Origin of the sequence: Granulicella sp. dw_53 (genome assembly GCF_018449545.1) — a bacterium.
In the GTDB taxonomy this organism is placed as follows: Bacteria; Acidobacteriota; Terriglobia; order Terriglobales; family Acidobacteriaceae; genus Edaphobacter.
The window spans coordinates 52,569-71,128 of record NZ_JAAVUR010000020.1; the positions used below are offsets into that span (position 1 = coordinate 52,569).

Consider the following 18,560-nt stretch of genomic DNA (forward strand, 5'->3'; position numbering starts at 1 on the left):
AAAAACCGCTCTCCAAACAGCACACCTCATATTTAATTCCACAAAAACCCCAGCAAAATCACATGTCAACCCCCAAAACCACCTAACCGATTTATCAACCTCAACTTACAACTGGCACTTTAGTTTCGGTCAAACCCATAAAATGGAAGTAGAGATCAAGAAAGCGCTTAGGACTTCCCTAAATCAACCAGCTAAGTCCAGCGCTGACACATATTTGGACGCAACCCCAATGGTTGCAATATTCTAGCGAGCCCTTGCCCCGCTATCTCTATGCAACAACTGCGCTTACACGCAGGCAAGGGGGGACACCCCCCCGGCTGTGTCCATAGGCGAGTGTTCGCCCCACGAGCCTCCTTTTCATAGGCGGAAAATCCCCACAAGGCGCGCATAGGTTTCCCATCCGACCACACACCGGAGGCATCCTATCGCGACAGGAGGATTTACAGGAATGCCTTATTTGGAAACGGACGACGGGGTGGAGTTGTTTTACAGGGATTGGGGAACAGGAAAGCCGGTGGTGCTCATCCACGGCTGGCCGGTCAACGGCGAGATGTGGGAGCAGCAGGCGACCTATTTGGCGGAGCACGGTCTGCGGGTCATCACATATGACCGGCGCGGATTCGGACGCTCAGGACAGCCCTGGACCGGATATGACTACGACACCCTCGCGGCAGACCTCAACGCCGTGATGGAAGAGTTGGAGCTCGAGGGAGTAACGCTGGTTGGCTTCTCGATGGCAGGCGGCGAAGTAGTGCGGTATCTGAGCGAGTACGGTTCGGACCGCGTGGAGAGAGCCGTGTTGCTGGCCTCCGTCACCCCGTACCTGTTGAAGACGGCCGACAACCCCGGGGGCGTGGACGGGAACGTCTTCGACCAGATGGAGCAGCAGATCCGCGACGATCGGCCCACCTTCCTGAAGGAGTTTGCACTGCGCTTCTTTGGACGCACCACACTGAAGCACACAGTCTCCGAGCCAGAGCTGGAACACAATCAGATTATGGCCTTGACGGGCTCGCCACGCTCGACGCTGGCGCTGATGAAGGCATGGTCGACGACCGACTTTCGCGAAGAGATGAAGGCGATCACCATTCCAGTGCTGGTGATCCACGGAACCAACGATGCGACCGTGCCGATCGATCTCTCCGGCAGACTCTCGGCGAAGCTACTCCCCAACGCCACCCTGAGCGAGTACGAAGGCGAGCCGCATGGGCTGTACCTGACTGCGGCGGACCGAATTAACCGCGAGTTGCTGCAGTTCATCGGCGGAGGAACAGAGCCGATCAGCGCACCCGTCCTGGCATAGATTCAAAACGCTCTAATGCAAGTGGCGCGGCGACCAGCCGCGCCACTTGCGTCTAAACCTAGTTTTGCTGCGCGTGATGTTTTACTTTGGCTTCGCGTTCATTGCAAGCAGCCTTGATGGCTTCATAGCGAGCCTGCAGCTCATCCAGTTCCAGATCGCTGAGGTTCTCGATGTCGATCATCTGATCGCGCGCCTTGTCGATGGCGCGAATCAGCTCATTCAGCTTCAGGTTGATCGCGCGAGCGTCGCGATTTTGGGTGTTCTGAATGAGGAAGACCATCAGGAAGGTAACGATGGTCGTTCCTGTGTTGATCACCAGTTGCCAAGTGTCGGAGTAGTGGAAGATAGGACCGAGCGCAGCCCAGACGACGATAACTCCGGCGGCAGCCGCGAAGGCCCATTTGGAGCCGAGCCAGCCGGAGGCAGTCGCCGCGAAGTGACCGAAGCTATCGTTCGTGGTTCGAGTGTGAACTTCGGGAGGAACGGTTTTCATATGTCGGCTTTTCAACCTTGTGCCAAGCTTGCGCATCTTCTTGGATGCGAAGGAAAGGCGAGGGTTGTGTCAGCCGAATCGATGACCCCTTCAGGCCGAAGCGAGCGCCGTTTGCTGCGCAATGAGCAGGCTGCGAATGCCGCCTTCAGCGATATCCAGGAGCTGGGTAAGCTCGGCCCGGGAGTAGGAGTCCTTCTCCGCAGTAGCCTGCGTCTCGATAAGACCGCCATCGGCGAGCATGACGACGTTCATATCGACAGTTGCACGAGAGTCTTCCTCGTAGCAGAGGTCCAAAAGAACATGACCATCCACGATGCCGACGCTAGTCGCCGCGACCATCTGCTTGAGCGGCGAGGTCTTGAGGGTTCCGGCGGTGACGAGCTTGTCGAGCGCGATGGCAAGAGCAGCGCAAGCCCCGGTAATGGCGGCAGTGCGAGTTCCTCCATCGGCCTGGAGGACGTCGCAGTCGAGGATGATGGTGCGCTCACCAAGAGCCTTCATATCAACCACGGAGCGCAAGGACCTTCCAATGAGGCGCTGGATCTCGTGGGTGCGGCCGCCGATCTTGCCGCGTTCGGACTCGCGTGCGGTGCGTGTGAGCGTGGCGCGAGGCAGCATGCCGTATTCTGCCGTAACCCAGCCGCGACCGGAGTTGCGCAGCCAGCCCGGGACGCCCTGCTCGATGGTGGCGTTGCAGAGAACGCGGGTGTTACCTGTCTCGATGAGGACGGAGCCTTCTGGGGTGGAGACGTATCCGGGGGTGATGCGTAGGGTGCGGAGGGAGTCTGCGGAGCGTTGATCGGGACGGAAGAGCTGGGTGGAAGGTTCAGGCATTATGGGGTGATTATAGTGATCATGAATAGAGCCGAACTGAATCAGACGGGTTCCTATATGAAATAGTTTCGAAAATGGTTGTCCTGACTTTTTGTAAATCGATTATCCTTGTTCCGAAATGGGAAAAAGAGGAGAAAATGTGATCGTTTAGAAAAAAATAGTGCGAATGACCTAGAAGCGATCACTTAGACTGAGTTCCAGATTGGTACTAAAGTAATTCAAGTAACGCATCCCACGGTCACCAGAGTAAATGGCGGGGATGGAGAGTGAACCATGCGGGCAATGCAGAGCAGTACAGCCTCAGGGGTAGCGTGTCGCGGAGAGCAATCCGCGGCGTTTCGTTTTATAAGCCGGCATCTGGCCAAGGATGCCGCGTGGCCTTCCACGGAAGCTTCGCTGAATGCTTCCGCCGGGAACGGCGTAGCCGGGGAGCGTCTTCGCGACGTGGGCGGCGAGGCGGTTCCGGAGTGGGTGCAGGCAGCACTGTCATGGGTCGCAACTAAGTTGCTGCGAGAGATGCAGTTGCGCAATTACCGGCTTGCAGAGGATGCAATTCCACAAGAGGAGCGGGCGCGTTCTCTGGCAGAGCTTGGATCTCTGCGAGACGAGAGCTGCGCGCTGCTGGAGTGTTACTTGCGTCAGGCGCGTGGGGTAAACCGTTTACATGCGCTCAAGAACGGGGATGCGAGGTGGTTCGCATGCCAGGCATAAATGGGATTCCAACCGGCAAGACGGAGGATCGCGAGATGGCAGCTGTGCAGGGATTGATGGGGAGCGCAGGTCTGAAGGGTGTAGCGAGTTCAGCGGCGGAGTCTGCTCCAGTGGCAACGGGCGACACGGCAGGAGAGCGGGATAGACCGGTTTTGCAGGTGTTGGTCGTAGATGACGATGTGGACCTGCTGCAGGCCTGCAGCGAGGTCGCGGTAGGAATGGGCTGCGCCGTCATGCACGCGGAGAGTGTCGAAGCGGCACAGACGATTCTGAAGTTTCAGAAGATCGATCTGCTGCTGCTGGATCTGCGGCTGCCAGGCGGTGGTGGACTGGCGTTGCTGGAGCAGGTAAAGACCCTCTATCCAGAGACGGGCGTGGTGGTAATGACCGCGTTCGCAACGGTCTCGTCGGCTGTCGAGGCGATGCGGATCGGCGCGGGAGATTACCTGACCAAGCCGTTTGCCGTGGAGGACCTCAAGACCGTGATCGAGCGGGCGGGGCAGCGGATGCACTTCCACCAGGAGAGTCGTCGTCTGCGAGAGAAGCTGCGGACGCGGCAGGGAATGGGAGACCTGGTAGGACAGTCTCCGGAGATGGAGAAGCTGTACCGGATCCTGTCGAAGGTCGCATTCTCCACGCACCCTGTACTGATTCTGGGAGAGAGCGGCACCGGCAAGGAGATGGTGGCGCGCTCGATCCATACGAACGGACCGAATGCGGACAAGCCGTTTCTGATGGTGGACTGCGGTGCGTTGGACCCAACCTTGATCGAGAGCGAGCTCTTCGGGCATGTGGAAGGTGCGTTTCCGGGAGCGGATCGGGCCAAGGATGGCATTCTGGCTTCGGCTCATGGAGGCACGGTATTTCTCGATGAGATCGGCGATCTGCCACTGCCTCTGCAAGGCAAACTGCTGCGGGCGCTGCAGGAGAAAGAGGTCTGCCCCATTGGCTCGACTGATGCAGTGCCGATCTCAGGTCGGGTGTTGGCGGCGTCGAATCGCGATCTAACGGCGATGGTCGCGCAGGGGCGGTTCCGCAAGGACCTGTACTTCCGGCTGAATGTGGTGAATCTACGGATTCCCCCGCTACGGGACCGGCGCGAGGATATTCACGCCCTGGCGCTGCATTTCCTGGAGCGAATGGAACGGGAGTCGGGAGTAGCACGAAGCTTCTCTGAGGACGCGCTGCGAGTGATGTTGGAGTACAGTTGGCCCGGCAATGTGCGGGAGCTGGAGAACACCATTGAACGGGCGTGTGCGTTCTCCAGCGGGCCGCTCCTGCATATGGGCGATCTGCCGACCCAGTTGCAGGACTTCCGCATTCACCGGGCCGCAGAGGCCAAGCGCGCCGCGGAGATGGACGGCATGATGGACGGAACGATGGCTGCGATCGCCCGGCGAGCGGGGATCGTCTCCATCGCGACGATGGAGCGTCACGCGATCCTGGGGACGATCCGGCAGTTGAAGGGTGACAAGCTGATGGCGGCAAAGCTACTCGGAATCGGGAAGACGACGCTCTACCGGAAGCTGAAGGAGTACGGCATCTCGGACGTCAGGGATGCGATGTAGCTTACGCGAGGATCGCGCAGGTCGGGAAGAAGGCTTAACACCGATCTGCGCCGATTTCACCGATTTAAGGCGACAGCCGCGGAGTTGTCGTTACCCGATGCAAGTGGGGTTGGATGTGGCTGCGAGACGGCTATCGGATAGGGTTTGTTATTCTGGGCACATCCTTCTGGATATAGAGAGCGAGTAGCGAACGATGTCAGAACAAGCGGTAAAGATTACTGTGCGGCCGAATGGGCCTTTTCGCGTTGAGGGTCCGATTTCGCTGGTCGATGTGAATGGGGTGGAGTGGGATCTCACAGGGAAGCCGGCGATCTCGCTGTGCCGCTGTGGATTGTCGTCGAAGCGGCCCTTCTGCGATGGAACCCATGGACGCGAAGGCTGGAAGTGCGATGCGAGCCCCGTTCCTGCGGAGCCGATTGCGCTGGGTTAGTCGATCACACAGCATGGATTCATAGATTTGCAAGGGTGTGTGGGGGCCGCCGTCGAAGTCTGACGGCGGCGATCTTATCCGTGGGGCTGGATGGGATGGCAGTACGCGGTATGCTGGAGTGCACAAGAACTAAAGGCTGGCCTGCGGTGATATCGCAGAGGAGCAGAAGTTGATGCAGCGTAAGCTGTCGCGGGCAGCGTGTGCGAAGGTGCGGTGTTTTTGGCTTCAGTCTAATCTTTGCTGGGATGCGTGAGTTCAATTCCGTTGAGGTTCGTGCGTGACGATTTCAAGGTTTTGCCGTTTGGGTGTGGTGTCTACAGTCCTGGTCTCTTCCTGCTTTATGACTGTCCCGGTGTTCTCTCTGCCGGTACCGAGCGCTGCGACGGCGGAATCTCTCGCGGAGTATGTGGGCCAGTACCGGTCCGAGGCTGAACCGGATGTGGTCTCGGCGGTGAACGTAGACAACGGGAAGCTGACCGTGGAGGGGGAGCGAAGCCCCAGGCTGGAATTAAAGGCCGTCGGCAAGGACGAGTTTCAAGTAACGGACTCGCAGACCCGGTTGAGCTTCCTGCGCGGAGCGGATGGAAAGATCGCCTCCCTGAAGATCGGTGCTGGTATCGGACGCCAGGGCGAGCGTACTTTGGAGCGTTTCAGCGACGTTGCAGTGCGGCTGAATCACTTCCGGGAGTACACGCGGACGGAGGCGATGATTCCGATGCGCGATGGAGTGAAGTTGCATGCGGTGATCCTGCAACCTACAAATGCCAAGGCAGGTGAACCACTCCCGTTTCTGATGGAGCGAACGCCCTACGGAGTCGACGGGGGAAGCTCGCGGAGCTTCAATACGAGCAAGCCGGAGCTGGCGGCGAGCGGATACATCCTGGTGGAGGAGGATGTGCGGGGCCGGTACGGCTCGGGCGGCCAGTTTGTGATGAACCGGCCGATCATCCCGCATACGACGAAGAACGATGTGGACGAGACCACGGACACACGCGACACGATCGACTGGCTGCTGAAGAACGTTCCGAACAACAACGGAAGAGTCGGAGTGTTGGGAGTTTCGTACCCGGGATTTCTGGCGATGATGGCCGGGATCGACCCACATCCCGCGGTGAAGGCGGTCAGCCCGCAGGCTCCCATGACGGATGTGTGGCTGGGAGATGACTTCTTCCACTACGGTGCCTTTCGCGAGACGTACGGATTCGACTATGTGCAGCAGTTGGAGGGACAGAAGACCGATCAGCGCGTGGATGGCAAGGAAGATACCTACGACTTCTTCCTGCGAAACGTGAACTTCGCTGGAGCCGCCCAGGCGGCCAAGATGACCGATCTGCCGACGGCGAAGGCGTTTGTGGCTCATCCGGAGTACAACAAGTTCTGGCAGGACATGGCCGTGCAGAGGCACCTGACGAAGGTGGAGGTTCCCACGCTGGAAGTCGGAGGATGGTGGGATCAGGAAGACCTCTGGGGAACGCAGGCGGAGTACGCGACCTTGAAGCCGCACGACACCAAGGGCGAGGTCTTTCTGGTGCTGGGACCATGGAATCATGGCGGGTGGAGCGGTTCAACGCGGCACCTGGGAGTGGTGGACTTCGGAGCGCCGACGGGCGATCAGTACCGCAAGACAATTGAAGCTCCGTTCTTCGAAAAGTATCTGAAGGACAAGTCGGGATTCGAGCTGAAGGACACCGCCAGCTTTCGTACCGGCGTGAATCAGTGGAAGCGTTATGAAGCCTGGCCGCCAAAGGTGGGCTTCGCGCAGGCGAAGCTATACCTGCAAAGCAACGGTGGACTGAGCATGACCGCTCCCGCGGGCGAGGGAAAGGTCTCGTACGTAGCAGATCCGATGAACCCGATTCCATACCGGGCGCGTCCCATCCAGGCGACGTATGGAACGGGATCGAAGTGGCGGCAGTGGCTGGTGGAGGACCAACGTTTCGTAAGCAGCCGTAAGGATCTCGCCAACTTTACGACGCCGGTGTTGGACCACGATGTGACGGTGACGGGTGATGTGATGGCAGATCTGTTCGCCTCGACGACGGGAAGCGATGCGGACTGGGTGGTGAAGTTGATCGACGTCTATCCAGAGGATGCGCCCGCGCCGATGGCAGGGTACCAACTGATGATTGCGGATGAGATCTTTCGCGGCCGGTATCGTAAGAGCTTTGAGCGGCCCGAGGCGATCACGCCAGATAAGATTGAAGAGTACAAGTGGAGCCTGCATGGAGCGGACCACACGTTTCTGAAGGGACACAGGATCATGGTGGAGGTGCAGTCCAGTTGGTTTCCACTCTATGACCGCAATCCGCAGACGTTTGTGCCGAACATCATGACGGCTCCAGCGGATGCTTATAAGGCGCAGACGGTGTCGATCTTCGGATCTGCGAAGTATCCCTCGCACCTGGAGTTTGAAATTACAGGGGCGAAGGATTAGGGCTAGGCGTGTTTTTTAGCAGGGAGATTTTTTGATTAAGACGATTAGTTCACGAGAGGTGTATCGGAATCCTTGGACCAGAGTTCGTGAGGATGTAATTGAAAGAGCGAACGGCAAGCGGGGGATCTACGGGGTAATCGACAAGGATCCCGCTTGTATCGTGGTGCCGCTGGATAAGACCGCTGAAGGCGAGTTTGTGTATCTGGTGGAACAGTTTCGCTATACGGTCGGCGGGCGGTTTCTGGAGTTTCCGCAAGGTGGATGGGAGCAGGCAGAGGTCGATCCCGAAGAGCTGGCCCGAGGCGAGCTAAAGGAAGAGACAGGGCTGACGGCGGAGCGGATGACCTATCTGACGATGCTGCAGATTGCGTATGGGGTAATGAATCAGAAGCACTACCTCTTTCTTGCAGAAGGGTTGGTCCTTGGGGAGGCCGATCCCGATATTGAAGAGAACGACCTCCAATTGCACCGGGTAAGCGTGGCGGAGTTCGAGGAGATGCTGCTCGATGGGACGATCGTAGATAACTGCACGGCAGCAGCGTGGGGGATCTACCGGTTATGGCGGGAGCGGCAGGGATAACAACCGCTCCCGAATGATCCTGATCTAATCAGGAACTTCACGTATGTCACGAGGCTCGGCGCGCTTTACCGCGTTCATCTTGTGGCGGAAGGCCGTGGAGGTCTCATATGCCTTGTTGCGGGCGCGCATCAGTGCTCCGAGTGGCCGGTGTTCCGGGATGGTGTGCCACGGGTTGAAGGTAAGGACGTCATCCACGTAGGTGCGGCGCTCCGGGCTATAGGCATCTTGCTTGGGAATGACGATCCGGGCGACCGGCAGATAGGGAGACTCGTCTTCCGGCCATGGGATGGAGGCGTTCTCGACCGGCATCCTCTCCAGGTCGGTGCAGAGCTGGGCTCGCACTTCGTACTCGGCGCTGCTCTCCTGGAAGAACGCCACTACCTGATCACGATAGAAGGACGGACCGTCCGCAGCTTCCACCGGCTTGCCGGTCAGGGCTTGCACTTCGCGGGAGAGAGGCGCTACGCAGATCTTAGCGACATAGTCGCCGTATCGTATGGCCGCCAGACTGGAGAAGGTCTTGCCCAGGATGTGTTCGTTTCGGAGCGCGAGGCTATCGACGACAGGGTTGTCGATCCCCAGGAAATGAAGCACCTTGTTTGAGCCGCGCGTTGCGGATTCGAGGACCTCCTGAACTACGGGAGGCTTCTGCCCGAGCTTCTCAAAGAACTGGATCTGATGCCAATAGCTCTCAAGGGTTCCGAATGGAAGGACCTTCAGGTCGCTCTCCAACGCGAAGTCCTGTGTGACCTCGTCTTCGCGGCCTGGCAGGATCTTCTTGCCGGGAACCCCGATGACTTTGATGGCCATTCCGTGAGGCGCCGGGATGCGATCGTCGGCAATGTCGAAGGGAGCACTGGAGAGACGGATGACGACCGGATATTGGACGGGCCGAAGGAAGAGACCTTGTGCAAGGTGCTCCGGTAAGTTGTCATAGACATCTAAACGACCGATCACCATTCCGTGACTCTTTGAATGTGCGTCACGAGTCGCATGACGATGTTTGTCGAAGACCTGTCGGTTCGCAGCCGACATAACCCCGACGATCTTGTCGATCAGTTCGTCCTCGTCAGGCTGCTTCACTTCCACCTCGGGTGAATATCGCAAATAAGCCATACCCTCTCCTTTTCGCTTCCTTTTATCAAGGAAGTAATTCTGAAAGGGTTAAACAAGGGAGTTAGGTTTCTATTGCAGTTTTCTGGTAGGAGAGGCGATTTAGAGCGATCTTCTCCTGCGCCACAGAAGTGACGTTTAGAGGAGCGTCGCGAATCAATCGGCTATGGCTTGAGCTGAAGGACCGGAAGGATCGATCCCTAACTCTTTGTGACGGGTAGTTGCTGGTGGTTCCAAGCGGACATGCCACCAGCCATATTAGAGACCGAGGTAAAGCCTTGGGCGGCGAGGAGGCTGGCGGCGATGCTGGAGCGATATCCGCTGCCACAGACGGTGTATATGGTTTGCTGAGGCTGGAGCTCGTTGAGGTGTTGGGTGAGATCGCCGAGCGGAATGTGGCGAGCGTTGACGATGTGACCGTTATTCCACTCGGTGTCGCTGCGCACGTCGAGGATGATGCCTCTGGTGGCGGCCTGTGTGAGGGCGAGAAGTTGGCTGGGCGCGACCTGCGGGATCTGGCTGAGGGGAAGACTGGAGTCGATCCAGCCAGCGATACCGCCTGAGACGTATCCGAGAATGTTGTCGAGTCCGACACGAATGAGGGAGCGGCGAGCCTCCGCAAACGCCTGAGAGTTGGAGCCGGTCTCATCGATGAGGACGATGGGATGATTGGGATCGAGAAGCCAGCCCGCCCAGAGGGAGAGATTTTGACCCGCACCGATGTTGATGGAGTTGGGAATGTGAGCGCCTCCGAAGGACTCCGGGCGGCGGAGATCGAGGAGCGTGATGGGTTGAGTGGCGATGAGTTGCTGGAGTTGCGCAAACGGGATGGAGGTGTCGCCGGGCAGCGCGGAGAGGATAGGAGCTCCGGCGGCGTTGAGAGCCTTCATGCGCGGATAGTAGGTGGGAAAGGGGGGAACGGTGGTGAGGATCTGCTGGGTAAAGGTATCGGCGGAGAGATGGAAGAAAGGGTTTACGTTGCGCTCGTAGCCCAGGGTCGACTGCTGGCGGTCGGACATGCCGGCTCCGCAGAGAGAGCCAGACCCATGGCCGGGAAGAACTTCGAGGGAGTCGGGCAAGGTGAGGATTCGTTGCTTGAGGGAGGTGTAGAGCTCTTGAGCGAGCTGCTGCTTGGCGGCTTCGCCGAGGAGGTCAGGTCGGCCCAGGGAGCCGACGAAGAGGAAGTCTCCGGAGAACAGGGAGGCGGGGAGGGTTGCGCTGCGGGTGGTGTCGAAGAGAAGGAAAGAGAGATGTTCGGGAGTGTGGCCCGGGGTGTGGACGGCTTGGACGCGGATGTCGCCGACGGAGAAGGATTCGCCATCTCCAAAAGGATGATGCGGAAAGGCGTACTCGAAGAGTTCGTTTGTGTCGTGGGCGCTGAGATAGAGCTCAGCCCCGCTGGCAGCGGCGAGGGCGGTTGCGCCGGAGGCGTAGTCGGCGTGGATGTGGGTCTCAAGGATATGGGTGATGATGAGGCTGTGTTGCTGGGCGTAGTCGAGGTATCGATCGATGTCGCGGATGGGATCGACGACGACAGCGAGGCCTCGGGTGGAGACGATGTAGGAGTATTGGGCGAGTCCTGGGATTTCAAAACGCTCGATGTTCATTTCATCCTCGTTTGCTGCGTTGAAGGGGAGGGTGGAGGAGTTCGTAGTCTTTGCGGGTCTGTTTTTCGGCGCTGCGGCAGACGAGCTCGCAGAGCTTGAAGACCATGGGGTCGCTGATGGCGTAGAGGATGGAGTTGGCGTCGCGGCGGCGGCTGACGAGGCCCGCGTCGTGGAGGATCTGCAGGTGCTTTGAGACGTTGGGTTGGTGGCCGTCAAGGAGCTGAACCAGCTCGCCTACGGTCTTTTCGCCTTGTTCGAGGGACTGGAGGAGGCGAAGCCTAAAAGGCTCGCCCAAGGTGCGGAAGCGGCGGGCTACGAGGTCGAGCATCTTATCGGAGAGGGGCAGCCGCGACATTAAATTACTATATCACCATAGATGCATATAGTAATGTCCTGAATTTCAAACTACGTGCGCTATGCCGGATTCGACATAGCGCAACGTAGTGCGATTTAGAAGCTGTTGTCGTCGTTCGACGAGGAGTAGTCGTCTCCAGAGTCGCTGTCGTCAGAGAAGTTGTCGTCTGAGGAGCTGGCATCCGCGAAGGCGTCCGAATCATGATCGGCACTGGATGTATCCAGCGCGTCGGTATCGGCGAAGTGAGGGTTGTCGTTGCGGCGGTCTTCGATGTCGGGCGAGAGGCCGTGCTGGGCGGAGTCTCCGTAGTAGTTATTGATGATTTCGGGCCGGTTGTCTCCTCCGCCAAAACTTCCGAAGCCTGATCCTCCGCCATATCCGGCGTGTTCTCCGAATCCGTGCATGAGAGACTCGATCCCCTCAAAGGCGAGGGCGCCGGCGGCGACGCCGGTGGCGGTCTGCATGGCGGAGCGGAGAAAGCCGCCCTGCTGTGGAACTCCATACTGCGGAGCACCGTACGGGCTGCCGTAGGGATTTCCATACTGGGGCGGCGGTGGAGCGTAGTTGGGCACCGGAACGTACTGCGCCTGCTGGGGTGGCGGTGGGGGAGGTGCGGGCTGGTCGTTGAGACCGAGGAGATTCCCGAGGAAGCTGGTGTGCTTTTGGGGCTGGTTGCGAGCCTCGTCGAGCTGTTTTTTGGCTTGATCGAGCGCATACTGCTGGACCAGCGCGGTCTGGGCGAGGATATACAGGGCATCCGGGTTGCGTCCCAGGGTGTCCTGAAGGTAGCGTTCGGCCTCGGGATCCTTGTCGGTGAGAACGGTCTGATTGATGCGGTCGGTGAGACCTTGAAGTAGCTGCTGTTCTTGTGGAGTCATCTCTGTTCTCCTCGCTGGATGTATGACGCAGATGGACTGCGAAGGGTGGCAACGGGTTCGGAGGCTGTTTTTAGCTGCGGGCTGCCTTGACCATCTCTACGAGGACGGTACGGGTCTCCGTGGCGTTTGCCACCTCGCGGGTAAAGGCGATGCGTGTTCCCTTGAATCCGTCGGCGGTCTTGAGGCGGAGGTGGAAGCCCAGGCGGTCGACGGCGGTCATGGCGGCCTCGGTGGCTTCAATGCCGGAGTGAGTGCGGGCGAGCAGGATCATGGCGTCGGTATGGTCGGCGTTCATGTGCTGGAGGATGCCAGCCGCAGACTCTGCCAGCGGATCTGGCTGGGACTGTTGGTAGTCAGGAGACGGAACCCAGCCCATGACTCCGAAGCCGCCGACGTAGTAGAGGTCGAGGACCTCCATGCGGAAGAAGGAGAAGTCGGTGAAGTCGACCCAGTACCTGCTGTTCTCATGGCGGGCGAGGTAGAGCTCGCGGACAGCGGATTTTTCTTCGTCGGGCACCTGGAGGACGTTGCCGACCAACGTGACGCGGGCCGCACCGAGAGGATCTCCATCGGAGGAGGGCTGGGTGACGAAGAGGCTGGCGCGAGGATCGGCCTTGAGATTTTGAGTATGCATTGCCATGTTGCTGATAAGGAAGATAGGGCGGCCGGCGGCGTCTAGCGCATAGGGCATAAGGGAGCCGAAGGGGAAGCCGGACTGCTTACGCGAGAGCGTGGATAGCGTAGCGATGGAGTTGAGGTAGAGCAGGGTGCGGGAGCGCTCGGCGTGGGTGGGCTCGGGGATGTGCGGAAGCTCGGGGCCGGTGTAGGCGTGCTGACGGGGAGGTGTGGCGGCGCTGGACATGGGCTCTCTTCTGTTCGTTCGTAAACTGCTGGATTCAGTATAGGGGGATGCTCGAACAGAGGGCTACTTGGGCCAGATGCTAAGCGCGGTCTGGACGGTGCGGTGTAGTTCGGCGCGGGAGGCTCCATCCGCTGCAAGGACAGCAAGGCCCCGCATGACCGAGATGAGGAAGCGCCCGAGGTCGGCGGGGTTGCAGTCGCTCGGGAGGTCACCCTCTCGCTTGGCGCGGATAAGGCGTTGAATGATGAGCTTGTTTCCTATGTTGCGACGGCGGACGACCTCCTGCTGGATGCTATCCGCCTCCGGGTCGGGAGTGCTCACCGACTGGAGGAAGAGGCAACTGTGCGGGGTGTCGGCGCCGGTGGCGGAATCGGCAGCGCCTATAAGGAGATCTTCGGCGAAGGCGCGGGCGGTAGGTTGGTCGATGGCGTTCACAACGTAGGAGATCGGACCCTCGGTGTAGCGATCCAGGACCTTGGAGAAGAGCGATTTCTTATCGCCAAAGGTTGCATAGAGGCTGGGACGGTTAATACCCATCGCCTCGGTGAGCGCGGTCAGGGAAGCGCCTTCATAACCGTAGGTCCAGAAGACATGCATTGCCGCATCGAGGGCCTGGTCCTTATCGAAGGAGCGGGGGCGGCCTACGGGATTTGCGGTCTCTGCGGTCATGCTGGAACTATTCTAAACAATTTTGTACTGTATGGTAAATAATTCTGCATCGCGAGTCGCAGGGGATACATCTTTACTGTGCAGTACAAAAATGCATCATAGGAGAAGAGGTTATGGGAAAGCTCAATGGCTCGGTGGCAGTCGTCACTGGAGGGACAGCAGGAATTGGACTCGCCACGGCAAAGCGTTTCGCTGAGGAGGGTGCAACGGTCTTTCTTACAGGCAGACGGCAGGCAGAACTGGATGCCGCGGTGAAACTGGTGGGGCATGGAGCAACAGGCGTGCAGGGCGATGTAGCCAAGCTAGAAGACCTGGACAAGCTCTATGCGGTCGTAAAGGAGAAGGCAGGACGAGTCGATGTGCTGTTTGCGGCTGCCGCGAGCGGGGGGTTCGTTGCGCTGGAAACGATTACGGAGGAGGACTACGACAGCACGTTCGGAACCAATGTAAAGGGATTGATATTCACCGTGCAAAAGGCTTTGCCGCTGTTTACGGATGGCGGCTCGATCATTCTGAGTTCTTCGGTCGTGGGGAGCAAGGGGATTCCGTCGTGGAGCGTGTACAGCGCGACCAAGGCAGCGGTGCGATCCTTTGCTCGAACCTGGACGACGGACCTGAAAGAGCGGAAGATTCGTGTGAATGCTATCAGTGCTGGACCGACCGATACCCCTGGCCTGACTGCGCTGTCGCGGGATGCGGAGCATGATAAACAGCTCAAGGCCTACATGGTAGGAATGATTCCATTGGGTCGGTTGGGAAGTGCGGACGAGATTGCGAAGGCGGCGGTCTTTCTGGCTTCGAGTGATAGCAGCTTTATTGCGGGAACGGAGCTGTTTGTAGATGGTGGTGTGGCGGCGGTCTAACCTGCCGAGGCTCGCGGACGCACTGTGCGACCGCGAGCACACTATCGATTTATTAGCGGGACGCTTTGGTGAGTGTGAGTTCGAATCCGCCGGTGAAGCTGCGGCCTGGCATAGGAATGTTGGCGATCTCCTGATAGCCGGTGTTGGTGAGATTGGCCATGCGCAGGAAGGGATGGATGCGTCCGGCTTCGCGCGCGAGAGCGACGTCCCAGACGGGGTATGCGGTCTGCTGATAGCGCTGCGTGACACCGAGGCGGGTGCGCAGTAAGAGACCTTGTGTCCAGTTCTGAGTCCACTGGAGACTGGCGTTGTTGGTGGGATAGTTGTAAATGTAGTCGGACTGCAGACCGTGGAGAGCCTGCTGCGCTCCGAAGAGGAGAGTCCAGTTGGCCCTGAGTTGCTGGCGTGGGGTGGGATGCCAGTCGAGGGAGCTCTCAACGCCGGTGAAGTGGAGGCCGGTGAGGTTCGAGGCCTGATAGGGCGCGGTTGGGCCGGTGCGGATGTAGTCGATGGCGTTGGTCTGGCGGGAGTAGAAGACGGTGAGGGCAGCGACGGTGCGGTCGTTGAGGTACCAGTCGGCGCCGCCGTCGTAGTTCCAGGCGGACTCGGGTTTGAGGTTGGGGTTAGCGATATGAGTGGGGTCGCTGTAGTAGAGGTCGACGTAGGTGGGAAGACGGAAGCCGTAACCGACAGAGGCGCGCAGCTTGAGCGAGTGACGTAGCCACAGACTCCCCGAGAATTGCGGCGAGAAGACGGAGCGTCCGCCGCTGAAGACCTCTTCGCGCAGACCGACGGAGATGGTGCCGCGCTGGGAGGCACGGAGGTCGAGGTTGAGGTAGCCCGCTCCGCGATTGCGTCCGTGATGGCCGAGGTTGTTGCTTTGGATAGCGTCGGTGTTCTCTTCCAGGCCATAGGAGAGGCTGGTGTTCTTGAAGACAAGCTGGTGGCGGCGAATTGCGGCCTGCCAGCTCTCGTCGATGTGTTGGTTCTTGTAGTAGGCGGGGTTATCGCGGAGGAGGATGTAGAGGTCGGAGTGACGGCGATAGCCCACGAGGACGTTGGTGTTAGGGCCGAGCGGCTGGTTGATGGAGGCAAACCAGCCCTTGGTGTGCTCGAAGGAGTTGTAGGGACCGTAGAACTGGTCGGCTCCGAAAGGGCGGTTGCTTCCAGCGAAGAGGAGGTCGGTATCGCCCAGGGGAGTGGTGATGCGGGTCTCGGAGCTTGCCGACTCGGTGAGGAAGTCGCGGTCGGGGATGAAGCCGTTGGAATGCTCGCGTGTGCCGGAGAGCACCTCGCTGAGGCGCGGACTGGCGAAGGAGGCGAGGACGGACTGCTGATTTTCGCCGAAGCTCCCAACCCCGGTGCGGAGACGGAGAGTGGTGGCTTCGGGTTTGAAGGTAATGAAGTCGACCACGCCGCCGATCGCGTCGGAGCCGTAGAGGGTGGAGCCGGAGCCGTGGAGGACGTCGATGGTGGAGAGAGCTTCGAGGGGAACGGGAACGTCAAGGTTGAAGTGCGAGGTCTCGGCGTCGTTGATGCGCAGGCCGTTGAGCAGCACGAGAGTCTGCTCGAAGGAGGTGCCGCGGATCGAGATGTCGGACTGGACGCCGGCGGCTCCGCGCTGCTGGATGTCGACCGAGGAGTCGGTGCGGAGATAATCCTCGATGTCTGGGGAGGCGAGGCGGTGGCGTTGGGTGTCGAGGCTGACGCCGGAGCGGGCAGATTCACCTGCGGGAACGGGTTCCGGAGTGCCAAGAACGACGATAGAGGTTTGGAGTGGAGGGATGGCTTCCGGAGGAGGCTCTGGCGCTGGCTGGTTTTGTTGGGAGAAGGCCGGGACGGTGATGAATAAACCGAGGCAGAGAGCTAGGCGCATAGATGGCAAGTGGTGCTCCGAAAAGGGTGGTGTGGGGTCGACTTCGGGTATTTTCGCCCATCAGATTGCCAAAGGGGAGGTAGTTTAGTGATGGAGTAAACAGTTGAGCTAGTAAACTAACTCTCTATGCGGATTGAGTCATTTTTGAAGCAAAGCCCAATCTTTCAAGCAAACCGAATGGCGCGGAGGATGGATGCTTCGCTGGCGGTGGTGCTGGAAGGTGAAGAGTTGTCAGTGTTTGAGGCGATGGTACTGGCTGCGATCTTCTTCGAGAAACGCGGCGAGATCAAGCCGTCCGAATTGGCAGAGGCGTTTCAGACGACGCGGGGAAATGTAAGCCACTGTATCTCGTCGCTCGAAGCGAAGGGCTTGGTAGAGCGGCGAATCGATCCGGAGGACGCACGCGGGATCCAGTTGGTATTGAAGCCAGTTGGCAGACGGCGCGCAGTACGAGTGGTCGGGATTCTGGACCGTATGCAGCGTCAGCTTGAGGAGGCGATAGGAGGCGAGACTCTGGAGTTGATGCTCAAACAGCTAGGTGAGGTGGAGGCGTTGTGTGCGGGAGTTGCGAACGCAGGGCGACAAGCCTCTTAGAGTTCGACAACTATCTAGTGGACGGTCTTCATTCTGCGCGACATGAAGTCCATCAGGAGGTAGTTGCCTAGGTTCTCAGGGGAGGTGAAGTACGCTTTACCGCGGCACATAGCGCTGACCTGTTGGACGAACTGCACGAGGGCGAAGTCCTGCGCGAGCATGAAGGTGTTGATCATGATGTTGGAGCGCTTGCAGCGGGAGACCTCTTCGAGTGTCTCGGCAATGACCAGGGGGTCGAGGCCAAAGGCGTTCTTGTAGATGCGGCCGTCCGGAAGGGTGAGGGCAGAGGGCTTGCCGTCGGTGATCATGACGATCTGCTTCATGTCCTTGTTTTGTTTTGCCAGGACGCGCTGGGCCACGCGCAAGCCTTCGCGGGTATTGGTGTAGTGAGGCCCGACCTTGACCCGGGATAGCTGCGAGAGCGGGATGTGCTCGGCGGTGTCGTGGAAGAGGACGAGATCGATGGTATCCCCGGGGAACTGGGTGCGGATAAGGTGGGCGAGAGCCATGGCGACGCGTTTGGCCGGGGTGAAGCGGTCCTCGCCGTAGAGGATCATGGAGTGGGAGCAGTCCAGCAGGACCACGGTGGCGCAGGAGGACTGGTAGTCGGACTGGTGGACGTGGATGTCGGAGTAGTGGATGTTCAGCGGCGTACGCTCTTCACCCTCGACGGCGGTGGCAAGGCCTTCGCGGGCGAAGACACTGGAGAGGGTGGCGGTGATGTCGAGGTTCAGGGTGTCGCCGAACTCGTAAAGCTTGGAGGAGCCATTGGTCTCGACGCCGGAGGCCTCGTGGCGGGTATCGTGGCGTCCGAGGTTGGATTTTCCGAGAGGGCCCAGGAGTTCACGGAGTGCTTTGTAGCCGAGGAAGTCCATGCCCTTGTCGGTGACTTCGAAACGGGGTGACTCTCCATCGCCGCCGGCCTCGCCCTGACCCGGCTCGGGCTGCTCGGCGTTGATGAAGTTCTGCTCCTGCATCTTCTGGATGATCTGGTCGATGAGCTCTTCCACCTGCTGGGCGTCGAGAGAGTCGAACTTTTCCTGCGCTTCGTCGTCGAAGATATCCCCGGACTCGAGGGCCTGACGGATGGCTTCGCGGAGGTTCTCCATGGTCTGGTCGCTATCGAACTCCTGGAAGTTCGAGTAGGGATCCTGAAAGCCGGAGTCCAGCAGAAAGTCGGAGAGGGCCTGCATGAGATCTTCGAGGCCGAAGGAAGAGGCGAGGTCGCCGGTGAACTTGGTATAGCGGATTCGCTTCATGAAATGGCCCCTGATTCCATATTAGACGTGCGTACAAGAGGGAGGATTCGCGGGACTGGAAAGGAAGGGGTTGGGTTTCATGGGGTGAAGTCCGATGTCGGGGCTGGAGGTGCCTTTGCGGCTGAACCAGG

Annotated in this window: 18 protein-coding genes; 8 read left to right on the top strand and 10 right to left on the bottom strand. The window is 59.2% G+C overall.

Annotated features, from left to right (window positions below; genetic code table 11):
* Positions 1-448 precede the first annotated feature (448 nt).
* Positions 449-1,303, top strand: a complete 855-nt coding sequence (locus HB393_RS22380) for an alpha/beta hydrolase (RefSeq protein ID WP_213807438.1) — start codon at positions 449-451, stop codon at positions 1,301-1,303.
* 58 nt (positions 1,304-1,361) lie between these two features.
* Here the strand turns inward: HB393_RS22380 and HB393_RS22385 are convergent, their stop codons facing one another.
* Positions 1,362-1,796 (bottom strand): low affinity iron permease family protein, encoded by a 435-nt coding sequence (locus HB393_RS22385; protein ID WP_213807439.1) that lies wholly within the window; start codon positions 1,794-1,796, stop codon positions 1,362-1,364.
* 90 nt (positions 1,797-1,886) lie between these two features.
* Positions 1,887-2,630: a ribonuclease PH gene (gene rph / locus HB393_RS22390; RefSeq protein ID WP_213807440.1), complete on the bottom strand. Its 744-nt coding sequence runs from the start codon at positions 2,628-2,630 to the stop codon at positions 1,887-1,889.
* Positions 2,631-2,903: 273 nt separating this feature from the next.
* Between rph and HB393_RS22395 the strand changes: the two genes are divergently transcribed.
* The 5 genes from HB393_RS22395 to HB393_RS22415 all read left to right on the top strand — a co-directional run bounded on the left by HB393_RS22395 (position 2,904) and on the right by HB393_RS22415 (position 8,353).
* Positions 2,904-3,341: a hypothetical protein gene (locus tag HB393_RS22395; RefSeq protein ID WP_213807441.1), complete on the top strand. Its 438-nt coding sequence runs from the start codon at positions 2,904-2,906 to the stop codon at positions 3,339-3,341.
* A complete protein-coding gene (locus HB393_RS22400; protein ID WP_255551511.1) occupies positions 3,329-4,909 on the top strand; it encodes a sigma-54 dependent transcriptional regulator in 1,581 nt (526 codons plus the stop codon). The genes HB393_RS22395 and HB393_RS22400 overlap by 13 nt, the downstream gene beginning before the upstream one ends.
* A 193-nt stretch (positions 4,910-5,102) precedes the next feature.
* Positions 5,103-5,339 (top strand): CDGSH iron-sulfur domain-containing protein, encoded by a 237-nt coding sequence (locus HB393_RS22405; protein WP_213807442.1) that lies wholly within the window; start codon positions 5,103-5,105, stop codon positions 5,337-5,339.
* Positions 5,340-5,616: 277 nt separating this feature from the next.
* Entirely contained in the window at positions 5,617-7,773 is a 2,157-nt protein-coding gene (locus HB393_RS22410) for a CocE/NonD family hydrolase (protein ID WP_345945379.1), read from the top strand.
* Between the two features lie 31 nt (positions 7,774-7,804).
* Positions 7,805-8,353, top strand: a complete 549-nt coding sequence (locus HB393_RS22415; RefSeq protein WP_213807443.1) for an NUDIX hydrolase — start codon at positions 7,805-7,807, stop codon at positions 8,351-8,353.
* Between the two features lie 24 nt (positions 8,354-8,377).
* On the opposite strand, the gene HB393_RS22420 is transcribed toward HB393_RS22415, so the two are convergent.
* From HB393_RS22420 to HB393_RS22445, 6 genes are all read right to left on the bottom strand, one after another.
* On the bottom strand, positions 8,378-9,469 hold the full coding sequence (locus HB393_RS22420) for a catalase family protein (RefSeq protein ID WP_213807444.1): 1,092 nt from the start codon (positions 9,467-9,469) through the stop codon (positions 8,378-8,380).
* Positions 9,470-9,666: 197 nt separating this feature from the next.
* Positions 9,667-11,073, bottom strand: a complete 1,407-nt coding sequence (locus HB393_RS22425) for an MBL fold metallo-hydrolase (protein WP_213807445.1) — start codon at positions 11,071-11,073, stop codon at positions 9,667-9,669.
* Between the two features lies 1 nt (position 11,074).
* The gene (locus HB393_RS22430; protein WP_213807446.1) at positions 11,075-11,428 is read right to left on the bottom strand and encodes a metalloregulator ArsR/SmtB family transcription factor; all 354 of its coding nucleotides are present in this window, start codon (positions 11,426-11,428) and stop codon (positions 11,075-11,077) included.
* A 95-nt stretch (positions 11,429-11,523) separates the two neighbouring features.
* Positions 11,524-12,306: a DUF2076 domain-containing protein gene (locus HB393_RS22435; protein WP_213807447.1), complete on the bottom strand. Its 783-nt coding sequence runs from the start codon at positions 12,304-12,306 to the stop codon at positions 11,524-11,526.
* A 70-nt stretch (positions 12,307-12,376) separates the two neighbouring features.
* Entirely contained in the window at positions 12,377-13,168 is a 792-nt protein-coding gene (locus HB393_RS22440) for a DUF2470 domain-containing protein (RefSeq protein WP_213807448.1), read from the bottom strand.
* 63 nt (positions 13,169-13,231) lie between these two features.
* On the bottom strand, positions 13,232-13,837 hold the full coding sequence (locus HB393_RS22445) for a TetR/AcrR family transcriptional regulator (protein ID WP_213807449.1): 606 nt from the start codon (positions 13,835-13,837) through the stop codon (positions 13,232-13,234).
* A 113-nt stretch (positions 13,838-13,950) separates the two neighbouring features.
* Here HB393_RS22445 and HB393_RS22450 point away from each other — a divergent pair, with 113 nt between their 5' ends.
* Positions 13,951-14,700, top strand: coding sequence for an SDR family oxidoreductase (locus HB393_RS22450; protein ID WP_213807450.1), 750 nt, complete (start codon positions 13,951-13,953; stop codon positions 14,698-14,700).
* A 52-nt stretch (positions 14,701-14,752) separates the two neighbouring features.
* Here the strand turns inward: HB393_RS22450 and HB393_RS22455 are convergent, their stop codons facing one another.
* Positions 14,753-16,576: a TonB-dependent receptor gene (locus HB393_RS22455; RefSeq protein ID WP_213807451.1), complete on the bottom strand. Its 1,824-nt coding sequence runs from the start codon at positions 16,574-16,576 to the stop codon at positions 14,753-14,755.
* Between the two features lie 144 nt (positions 16,577-16,720).
* Between HB393_RS22455 and HB393_RS22460 the strand changes: the two genes are divergently transcribed.
* Positions 16,721-17,170, top strand: a complete 450-nt coding sequence (locus HB393_RS22460; RefSeq protein ID WP_255551513.1) for a MarR family transcriptional regulator — start codon at positions 16,721-16,723, stop codon at positions 17,168-17,170.
* 14 nt (positions 17,171-17,184) lie between these two features.
* On the opposite strand, the gene HB393_RS22465 is transcribed toward HB393_RS22460, so the two are convergent.
* Entirely contained in the window at positions 17,185-18,429 is a 1,245-nt protein-coding gene (locus HB393_RS22465) for a VWA domain-containing protein (protein WP_213807453.1), read from the bottom strand.
* Between the last annotated feature and the right edge of the window lie 131 nt (positions 18,430-18,560).